Consider the following 9187-nt stretch of genomic DNA (forward strand, 5'->3'; position numbering starts at 1 on the left):
CAGGTCGTACGGGTTGCGCGTCGCACCGTAGACCTCGTTGAACGTGTGCGAGCCGAGCCCGAACTCGGGCGTGTTGGTCTTGCCGATGAAGATCGCGCCGGCCGCGCGCATCCGCGCGACGCCCACGGAATCGGCCTGCGGCACGTTCTCGCGGAAGATCGGCGAGCCGTAGGTCGTCCGCAGCCCCTTCGTCATCGCTAGATCCTTCGGCGCCTGCGGCATCCCGTGCATCCAGCCGTGGTACTCGCCGCGCGCCAGCGCGGCATCCTTCTCCGCGGCTTCGGCGAGCAGCGCGTCGCGCTCGCGCAGCGCAACGATCGCGTTGACCGCTCCGTTCACGCGCTCGACGTGATCGAGATACGCGCGCATCGTCTCGACGCACGACACGGCCTTGCTGCGGATCGCCGACGCAAGCTCGCCCGCCGACAGGCGCACGATCGGATCGACGGGAATGGAAGCGGGAGCGAGAAGCTGCGGGGCGCCGTGCGGCATGCGGAGTCTCCTGGAATCGGAATGGAATGGCTGGCCGCGTGGCGGCGCTCGCTCCCGAACCGGCCGGGACGGGCCGCGCCGCGGCCGATGCACTACTCTACGCGACGCCGGATCGGCGACCTCCGATATTTTCCGCCGCGATTCATTGCGGTTCCGACTAAATCGGGGCGGCGGGCCTTGCTTCGCGCGCACCGCCCCGGCCGATGAAATCGTTTATGCGCATAAACTTAAATTTCTTATATTTCTATCAGGCGCGGCACGCGTTAACGACATTTTTACGCGGTCGCCCGTTCTCTTTAGATCGTCCGGCCCGGCGGCGCGCTACGCTGGAATCATCTCGTTCCCTGGACAACGTTCATGCTCAAGCTGCTGGTTCCGGTCGGCCACTCTCCCCGTTCGCTTCAGGCGGTTCGCCACGCGACGTTCCTGTATCGCGAACGATGCGCGTCGGAAATCGTGCTGATCAACGTCCAGGCACCGCTCGAATCGACGCGGCTCGAGGCCTACCACCCGCTGTCGCGGCTGCGTTCGATCGAGGAGAAGTTCGCGTCTGACGATCTGGCCATGGCCGAGCGAATCCTGCAGGAAGCCGGCGTCAAGTACAGCGTCGTGAAGAAGGTGGGCCCGGTGGCCGATACGATCGCGTCCGTGGCAGCGGAGACGGGTTGCGACGAGATCGTGGTCGTCGCGCCACGGCACGACCCGTTGCATACGCTGATGTCGGTGTTCCGCCGCAGCGTGATGAGCCGGCTGGTGCGGATTTCGAATGTGCCGGTAACAGCCGTGCAATGACGGAGATGACGCGCGGCAGCGCGTCGACGGCCGTTCGCCGCTGTGCCGCAGGTCAGCACCCGCGACGGACGGACGAACGAGCGGTGCGACACGTGTGCGCGTTACCGCCCACACGCGCACCGGCCTTCACGCAGCGCTTACTCGATGACCTTGCGCCAGAACACGAAATAGGCGGCAGCCGAAGACGCAACGAGCAGGATGGCCCACATCGGGGCGAGGCTGATCAGGACGGAAGAGACGTTAAGCATTTGGATTCCTCACTATTTCGATAGCGATATTCAACACGCACCTGCTTGCCGGAACCGATGCATTCCTCCGCGATCGCGTTCCGTCAAATCATGCATTCATGCTATCGCTTTGAATGGCCGCGCGACCGCCCCGTCCCGCCCGTACCCTGACATTCGTCAAACTCGCGCGAATCGCCTGCCTGTCGCGCTGAAAACCGTCGCGCACATGCCGCGCCGCCCGTCCGGTTTCACCTGCCAGCCGCGTTGAAGCCGCGCCCTCCTTCCGCACGCAAAACACGAAAAACGGGACGGGATCACCGCCCTTCCCCTGTTTCAGCAGACGTTTACCGGGGGAACCCCCAAGTGCTTCGTCGAACGGGTCCGCGTTACGCTTGAGCGACGAGGAGACGAACCATGAGACGAGCCGTACATATCGCTGTTTTCGCGCTGCTGGCGTATCTCATTGGCGATCGCGCGATCCTGCACGCGCAGGGCCGCGACACCAGTCCGCTTGCGTGCGAACAGGGCGCCGCGCAGGTGAAGGTCGACGCGCTCGGCCGCGGCTTTGGCGAAGCGGCCGCCAGCAGCCAGGGCGAGGCATTCATGTCGGGTTGCCTGGTGACGGGACGCGGCAACCAGGACGTCGCGCTGGCGAACCGCTGACGTCCGCCAGTTGACGCGCCGGACGCGCCCGGGGCACGGCGGCTGAACCGGAGCCACGTGCGCCCGCATCCATTCCCGCCTGTTTGACCGAAGTCGCGACGCATGTCACGGCCCGGACGGCGGTGCCGCCGAACGTCTGAACGTGACCGGCATCGTCGCGGGGAAAACGTGTCGACGTCGGCTCGATCGGGGGATCCTTGCCGTCCGGCATGCCCCCATCGATCGACCGGCGGAATGTCCGGCCACCGCGTCGCGGCGCTGCTTCATCTACGACAACACCCCATCCAGAGATGAGCCACCCACACACCGAGCTGATCCAGCGCTTCTACACGGCGTTCCAGCAGCGCGACATCGACGCCATGCTCGCCTGCTATGCCGCTGACGTCGTCTTCAGCGACCCCGCATTCGGCGAGTTGCGCGGCGACCTCGCACGCGACATGTGGCGCATGCTGGTCGCGCGGGCGCAGGACTTTTCATTGACGTTCGGCGACGTCGACGCGGACCAACAGGCCGGGCGCGCCAAATGGATCGCCCAATACCGGTTCACCGCGACCGGCCGGATGGTGGTCAACCGGATCGACGCGCGGTTCCGGTTTCGCGACGGGCTCATCGTCGAGCATCGCGACAGCTTCGACCTGTGGCGCTGGGCGCGTCAGGCGCTGGGACTGAAAGGCGCGCTGCTCGGCTGGACGCCTTTCGTGCAACGCGCGATCCGCGCGCAAGCGCGGAAGAATCTCGACACGTATCGCGCCAAACGGAAATAGCACACACCGTCATGGCTTCATCGTCGCATTGATCAGGTCATAAGCCATGTCCGGCAGCACGCCGTCCGGATTCTTGAGGCCATACTCGCGATACCAGCTCTCGTCCGCCTCCGGATGCGGGCCGACGAGCCCGACGCGCCCTTTGCCGTAGCGATAGGTCGCGGCCGCGATATCGCGGTTCGGATAGGTCGCCAGCACGACCGCGCCGGGGGCGGCCGGGAGCATCGCGCCGTCCTGGAAGTAGATCCAGCGCTTTTTCCCGCGCCATAGCACCGGCGTCACCGTGTCCGCGATACCGTGGAGCGTCGAGCCCGGCCGGTCGACCTCGGAGTCGAACTCGCCGGCGACCAGCCCGAAACCCGGGTCGCCCGCCAGGTAGGCGCCCATGCAGATGCCCAGGTAGCGCCCGCCATTCGACACGTAATGCCGCACGGCCTTGAGCGAATGCTTCCCGATGCTGGCCGCCGCACCGGGGATGTCCTGCCCGCCGCCCGGCTGGACGTAGAGCGCGGCGCCGGCCAGGACGGCGGGCGTGATCTTGAGTTTTTCCGCCGGCCCGACGTAGATCACGCGAAACTTGTGGCCGGATTCACGCAGGCGCTGCGCAATCGTCTCGGGGCAGCCATCGCATGCGGCCGGGCCGCGATAGACCAGTGCGACGGGACGGCTGGCGGAGCCACGCGCTTCGTCGTCGGCCGTGGCCGCATGAACGACCGACGCCGCGACGAGGGACACCACCACGAAAATCGATTCTCTGGCTCGCATGTGTTTGATCGACGGGATTTGAGGGCTCGCGGCCGGTCAGGACGGGGCAACCGGCACGTGCCGATGCTCGCCCCGCCTTTTGAAACCTGATTGAAAGTCGCGTGAAACAGAGCGTAGGTGCGCGGAAGCGGCCTGTGTGTAATGTTTCTTGCGTGCTTGTGCAGATATATGCGCCGCCGGTAACCGCGCTCCCGGGGCTTCGTTACCGGTAGCGCCTTTCGCCCGCCGAAGCGTCGAACGGTTCGCGTCGGTTCACATCACGGCAGCCAAAGCCGACGACGGAGGCCCCCGACGCGAACGGACACGCCCGGATCACACCGCGCCTCCCGACCACTGTCAGAACCGCCCGGAACACCCTGCCCGCATCGGCACCCAGGCGCCCCTCCAAAACACGCCCCAACAGACCGACTCCCCCATTCCACCGCGCTTTCCCGCTTCCAGCCGATCAACTCTTATATAAGACATAAGACATTTGACGTTAAAGAGCATTGAGATTAGAATCCCGCTCAAAGCAGTGCCTGGAACAGCCCCGGAGTGCCGGCAAGGCCTTCCCCTCAAACGCAATATCAGCAGGTCTCCCCATGCTTGAAAACTTTCGTGCTCACGTGGCCGCCCGCGCCGCGCTCGGTATTCCTCCCCTGCCGCTGACGGCTCAGCAGACCGCCGAACTGGTGGAACTGCTGACGAACCCGCCCGCCGGCGAAGAGCAGACGCTGCTCGACCTGATCACCCATCGCGTGCCTGCCGGCGTCGACGAAGCCGCCCGCGTGAAGGCCGGCTTCCTGGCCGCCGTGGCCAAGGGCGAGACCGCCTGCCCGCTGATCTCCCGCGAACGCGCGACCGAACTGCTCGGCACGATGCTGGGCGGCTACAACATCCAGCCGCTGATCGAGCTGCTGTCCGATGAAGCCGTGGCTGCCGTCGCCGCCGACGCACTGAAGAAAACCCTGCTGATGTTCGACCAGTTCCATGACGTCAAGGAACTCGCCGACAAGGGCAACGCGCACGCGAAGGCCGTGCTGCAGAGCTGGGCCGACGCCGAATGGTTCACGAGCCGTCCGGAAGTGCCGCAAAGCCTGACCATCACCGTCTTCAAGGTGACGGGCGAAACCAACACCGACGATCTGTCGCCGGCCCCGGACGCCACCACCCGCCCGGACATCCCGATGCACGCGCTGGCGATGCTGAAGAACGCACGCCCTGGCATCACGCCGGAAGAAGACGGCAAGCGCGGCCCGGTCAAGTTCATCGAATCGCTGAAGGAAAAGGGTCACCTGGTCGCCTACGTGGGCGACGTGGTCGGCACCGGCTCCTCGCGCAAGTCGGCCACCAACTCGGTGCTGTGGTTCACGGGCGAAGACATCCCGTTCGTGCCGAACAAGCGCTTCGGCGGCGTGTGCCTCGGCAGCAAGATCGCCCCGATCTTCTACAACACGATGGAAGACGCCGGCGCACTGCCGATCGAGCTCGACGTGTCGCAGATGGAAATGGGCGACGTGGTCGAACTGCGCCCGTACGAAGGCAAGGCGCTGAAGGACGGCAACGTGATCGCCGAATTCCAGGTCAAGTCCGACGTGCTGTTCGACGAAGTGCGCGCCGGCGGCCGCATTCCGCTGATCATCGGCCGTGGCCTGACCGCGAAGGCACGTGAAGCGCTGGGCCTCGCGCCGTCGACGCTGTTCCGCCTGCCGCACCAGCCGGCCGACAGCGGCAAGGGCTTCTCGCTCGCGCAGAAGATGGTCGGCCGCGCGTGCGGCCTGCCGGAAGGCCAGGGCGTGCGCCCGGGCACGTACTGCGAACCGAAGATGACCTCGGTCGGCTCGCAGGACACCACGGGCCCGATGACCCGCGACGAACTGAAGGATCTCGCGTGCCTCGGCTTCTCGGCCGATCTCGTGATGCAGTCGTTCTGCCACACGGCCGCTTATCCGAAGCCGGTCGACGTGAAGACGCACCAGACGCTGCCGAACTTCATCAGCACGCGTGGCGGTATCGCGCTGCGCCCGGGCGACGGCGTGATCCACTCGTGGCTGAACCGCATGCTGCTGCCCGACACCGTCGGCACCGGCGGCGATTCGCACACCCGCTTCCCGATCGGCATCAGCTTCCCGGCAGGTTCGGGCCTGGTCGCGTTCGCGGCCGCCACCGGCACGATGCCGCTGGACATGCCGGAATCGGTGCTGGTCCGCTTCAAGGGCAAGATGCAGCCGGGCGTCACGCTGCGTGACCTCGTCAACGCGATCCCGCTGTACGCGATCAAGCAAGGCATGCTGACGGTCGCCAAGCAAGGCAAGAAGAACATCTTCTCGGGCCGCATCCTCGAAATCGAAGGCCTGCCCGACCTGAAGGTCGAGCAAGCGTTCGAGCTGTCGGATGCGTCGGCCGAGCGTTCGGCAGCCGGTTGCTCGGTGCACCTGAACAAGGAACCGATCATCGAGTACCTGAACAGCAACATCACGCTGCTGAAGTGGATGATCGCGCAGGGCTACCAGGATCCGCGCAGCCTGCAGCGCCGTATCGAGGCGATGGAGCAGTGGCTGGCCGACCCGCAACTGCTGTCGCCGGATGCCGACGCCGAGTACGCGGCCGTCATCGAGATCGACCTCGCCGACATCCACGAGCCGATCGTCGCGTGCCCGAACGACCCGGACGACGTGAAGACGCTGTCGGACGTCGCAGGTGCGAAGATCGACGAAGTGTTCATCGGCTCGTGCATGACCAACATCGGTCACTTCCGTGCCGCGTCGAAGCTGCTGGAAGGCAAGCGCGACATCCCGGTCAAGCTGTGGGTCGCGCCGCCGACCAAGATGGACCAGAAGCAGCTGACCGAAGAAGGCCACTACGGCGTGTTCGGCACGGCCGGTGCGCGTACCGAAATGCCGGGCTGCTCGCTGTGCATGGGTAACCAGGCACAGGTGCGCGAAGGCGCGACGGTCATGTCGACGTCGACCCGCAACTTCCCGAACCGTCTCGGCAAGAACACGAATGTGTACCTCGGCTCGGCGGAACTGGCAGCGATCTGCTCGCGTCTGGGCAAGATCCCGACCAAGGAAGAGTACATGGCCGACATGGGCGTGCTCAGCGCGAACGGCGACCAGATCTACAAGTACATGAACTTCGACCAGATCGAAGACTTCAAGGAAGTGGCCGACACCGTGCAGCTGTAAGCACGCGGAGCGGGCTGCGGCGGGCGGTAGACGTCGCAGCACACCACGCAATGGCGTCGCAGGCTGAATGCCCGCGGCGCCATTTTTTTTATCCGGCGCCGCTAGGTGATCGCAGCCCGGTCAGTCGTAAAGCGCGTAAAGCCGCTCGGCCACGTCGAACGGCAAGCCTTCGTCGTACCCTTCCGCTTCGTCGAGATCGACATACTCGCGGCCATCGGTCGGCTGCAGCATCAGCGCCGGCACCGGCCGCGCGACCGGTACATCGGGATAGTCGTTCGGGCCCGCGCCGTCGAAGTCATGCGGATCGAACCAGATCCCGTGATCGGCGTAATAGCCGTCGGCATAACGCTGCTCGATTTCGCGCACCAGCCGGAACGTGTCCAGTTGATACGACGCGTCGCCCAGGTCGCTTTCGTTCGCGTACTGCACGAACCACGCGGCGCCGAGATTCCAGTAGATCAGCAGCGCGGTGGCGCGATCGATGTTGCGGTTGTCGAGCAGCCAGCGCAGCGCGCGGCCGTTGCCGTCGTAATTGGAGCGCGCGGCGAAGCGGTGCCATTGCTCGGGCGTCGCGCCCTCGAGCCAGGTGCGCACGATATCCCACGCCTTTTGTTCGATTTCGGAATCATCCATGGATGGCGGCCTCGCGGAATGGTGAATGGCGGAACAGCGTCGAATGACCGGCGATTCTAACGCCGCTTCGCGACCGTCACGCGCCCTCGCCGCCCGGCTCGCGGCGGATCACCAGTTCGTTGAAGCCGGTGTGCGGATCGGGTTCGCGCGCAAAGCGATGCGCGGGCAGCACGGCCAGCAGGATCTCGGCGGTCGTGCGCACCACGCAGCCGCTCGCCACATGGCCGCCCGACACGCGGCCGACCACATCGGAAACGGACATGTGCAGGTGCGCGCCGTCCGGCGATACCGAACCGGCCAGTGTCAGGATTTCGAGATCGCCGCGCAGTTCGGTCGGCACGTCAGCCCCGGCAAAGCGCAACTGCGCGACGCTCAGGCTGCCGATGCCCTGGATCACGAATGCCGCGTGCGCGTCGTGCTGACGCAATGCGTGCTCGATCGTCGCGCGCAGGTCGTCGCCGGGAGAAAGACGCAGAGGGTGGGCTTGCATGGTCGTGATCCTGTTCGGGGCCGGGATGTCGACCAAGGGTAAGTTCGTGACGGCAATCCGGCAAGCCCGCCAGTCGCCTGCCCGGTCAGAGATCGAGCCGCAGGCACTCGAATTCGACCGCGCCGTCGCATGGCAACTCGCCCACGTCGAGCGTGAAGCCGACCACGTCGATCAACCCCTGCTCCCGATCGATGACCCACCCGCATCCGCGGTAGCCGTACGGGCTCCCGGTTTTCCCGATCCATTGCCGGCTGGCCGCACGTCTTGCGTCGTCGGCCCAATCGTCGATACAGGCCGCCCGGACCTCGCAGTCGACTGCCGACACCGGCGTTCGCACGATGTCGTCGACGCGCGCGTCGCCTCCGAACGAGAACACCGTGATCTCGTGTTCGCCGCACCGTAACGTCACCGCCGCGCACTCGCTGTCGGTTGAATATGGCGCGACGCGCGTCACCACCACCTGCTCCATGTCGTGACTCCATGCCCCGATGCCGCCGCCGTGTCGTCGGCTGCGCGGATTGCGCTCCGTCGTCCGTCACCGACGCCGGTCCCGGGCGCAAGCATACCGCCAGCGACGCGCGCGCCCTCCGGACGAATGCGCGGCGACGCCGTGCGACAGCTTCGCGGCAACGGACCAGCGGGCCGCGCTGGCACGTTGCACAACGGGCGAGGCAGCCTTCCGCTGGCGCCGCAATACCCGCAGCGCACCATCGGGCCGGATGCAAGCATCACACGGTGAAACGCTCGCTCGCGAACTGCGCATCGGGCACGCCGGCCGTCATCGCCACGTCCCGTACCGCCTGCACGAGCGGGGGCGGTCCGCACACGTAGATGTCCGGTGGCGCGCCGCCCTGCGCGAGCGCCGCGCGCAACGCATCGACCGGCGTGCCCCTCGCCCCGGCCCACTCCCCGCCCGGCCGCCAGACGCACAGTTCGACGCGCAACTGCGGCAGGTCGGCTTGCAATCGCGCGAGTTCATCCAGCATGAACAGTTCGCTTTCCTGATTGACGCCGAAGAACAGCCGCGCGTCGGCCATCTCCTGAAATTCAGCCATGCGCCGAAGCATCGACAGGATCGGCGCGAGCCCGGTGCCGCCCGCGACGAACCAGCGCGGCCGCAGGCTGTCCGCGAACAGCCCGAAGCCGCCCATCGGCACGCGCACGGTCAGCGGATCGCCAGGCCGCGCACGCTCG

9 protein-coding genes and 1 pseudogene are annotated in these 9187 nt (G+C 66.2%); 4 read left to right on the forward strand and 6 right to left on the reverse strand.

All coding sequences use genetic code 11. The annotated features are described in order from the left end of the window. Positions 1–492 (reverse strand): amidase family protein (locus JYJ84_RS20775; RefSeq protein WP_240201883.1); only part of this gene is annotated, 492 nt, incomplete at its 3' end. A 357-nt stretch (positions 493–849) separates the two neighbouring features. Here JYJ84_RS20775 and JYJ84_RS20780 point away from each other — a divergent pair. The 3 genes from JYJ84_RS20780 to JYJ84_RS20790 all read left to right on the forward strand — a co-directional run bounded on the left by JYJ84_RS20780 (position 850) and on the right by JYJ84_RS20790 (position 2938). Continuing rightward, positions 850–1284, forward strand: coding sequence for a universal stress protein (locus JYJ84_RS20780; protein ID WP_122947428.1), 435 nt, complete (start codon positions 850–852; stop codon positions 1282–1284). A gap of 641 nt (positions 1285–1925) precedes the next feature. After that, positions 1926–2174: a hypothetical protein gene (locus JYJ84_RS20785; protein WP_021161497.1), complete on the forward strand. Its 249-nt coding sequence runs from the start codon at positions 1926–1928 to the stop codon at positions 2172–2174. A gap of 290 nt (positions 2175–2464) precedes the next feature. Beyond that, a complete protein-coding gene (locus JYJ84_RS20790) occupies positions 2465–2938 on the forward strand; it encodes a nuclear transport factor 2 family protein (RefSeq protein ID WP_175223353.1) in 474 nt (157 codons plus the stop codon). A gap of 9 nt (positions 2939–2947) precedes the next feature. On the opposite strand, the gene JYJ84_RS20795 is transcribed toward JYJ84_RS20790, so the two are convergent. Further along, on the reverse strand, positions 2948–3703 hold the full coding sequence (locus tag JYJ84_RS20795) for a BPL-N domain-containing protein (RefSeq protein ID WP_122947430.1): 756 nt from the start codon (positions 3701–3703) through the stop codon (positions 2948–2950). 581 nt (positions 3704–4284) lie between these two features. Here JYJ84_RS20795 and acnB point away from each other — a divergent pair. Then, positions 4285–6870 (forward strand): bifunctional aconitate hydratase 2/2-methylisocitrate dehydratase, encoded by a 2586-nt coding sequence (gene acnB, locus JYJ84_RS20800; protein ID WP_122947431.1) that lies wholly within the window; start codon positions 4285–4287, stop codon positions 6868–6870. Between the two features lie 120 nt (positions 6871–6990). Here the strand turns inward: acnB and JYJ84_RS20805 are convergent, their stop codons facing one another. The 4 genes and pseudogenes from JYJ84_RS20805 to JYJ84_RS20820 all read right to left on the reverse strand — a co-directional run. Continuing rightward, complete coding sequence (locus tag JYJ84_RS20805) at positions 6991–7503, reverse strand: DUF4274 domain-containing protein (RefSeq protein ID WP_122947432.1); 513 nt, start codon at positions 7501–7503, stop codon at positions 6991–6993. Between the two features lie 76 nt (positions 7504–7579). After that, on the reverse strand, positions 7580–7993 hold the full coding sequence (locus JYJ84_RS20810) for a PPC domain-containing DNA-binding protein (RefSeq protein ID WP_122947433.1): 414 nt from the start codon (positions 7991–7993) through the stop codon (positions 7580–7582). Between the two features lie 85 nt (positions 7994–8078). Beyond that, positions 8079–8462: a hypothetical protein gene (locus JYJ84_RS20815; RefSeq protein WP_122947434.1), complete on the reverse strand. Its 384-nt coding sequence runs from the start codon at positions 8460–8462 to the stop codon at positions 8079–8081. A gap of 259 nt (positions 8463–8721) precedes the next feature. After that, positions 8722–9187 (reverse strand): annotated as a pseudogene (locus JYJ84_RS20820) (oxidoreductase); the annotation flags it as partial.

This window comes from Burkholderia sp. LMG 13014, assembly GCF_905232215.1.
Taxonomy (GTDB): Bacteria; Pseudomonadota; Gammaproteobacteria; order Burkholderiales; family Burkholderiaceae; genus Burkholderia.

Bases quoted from the DNA above. Each gene is read 5' to 3' on its own strand.
- JYJ84_RS20795 (WP_122947430.1), bottom strand. From the start codon at position 3,703: ATGCGAGCCAGAGAATCGATTTTCGTGGTGGTGTCCCTCGTCGCGGCG.
- JYJ84_RS20785 (WP_021161497.1), top strand. From the start codon at position 1,926: ATGAGACGAGCCGTACATATCGCTGTTTTCGCGCTGCTGGCGTATCTC.
- JYJ84_RS20810 (WP_122947433.1), bottom strand. From the start codon at position 7,993: ATGCAAGCCCACCCTCTGCGTCTTTCTCCCGGCGACGACCTGCGCGCG.
- JYJ84_RS20805 (WP_122947432.1), bottom strand. From the start codon at position 7,503: ATGGATGATTCCGAAATCGAACAAAAGGCGTGGGATATCGTGCGCACC.
- JYJ84_RS20815 (WP_122947434.1), bottom strand. From the start codon at position 8,462: ATGGAGCAGGTGGTGGTGACGCGCGTCGCGCCATATTCAACCGACAGC.
- JYJ84_RS20790 (WP_175223353.1), top strand. From the start codon at position 2,465: ATGAGCCACCCACACACCGAGCTGATCCAGCGCTTCTACACGGCGTTC.
- JYJ84_RS20780 (WP_122947428.1), top strand. From the start codon at position 850: ATGCTCAAGCTGCTGGTTCCGGTCGGCCACTCTCCCCGTTCGCTTCAG.
- acnB (WP_122947431.1), top strand. From the start codon at position 4,285: ATGCTTGAAAACTTTCGTGCTCACGTGGCCGCCCGCGCCGCGCTCGGT.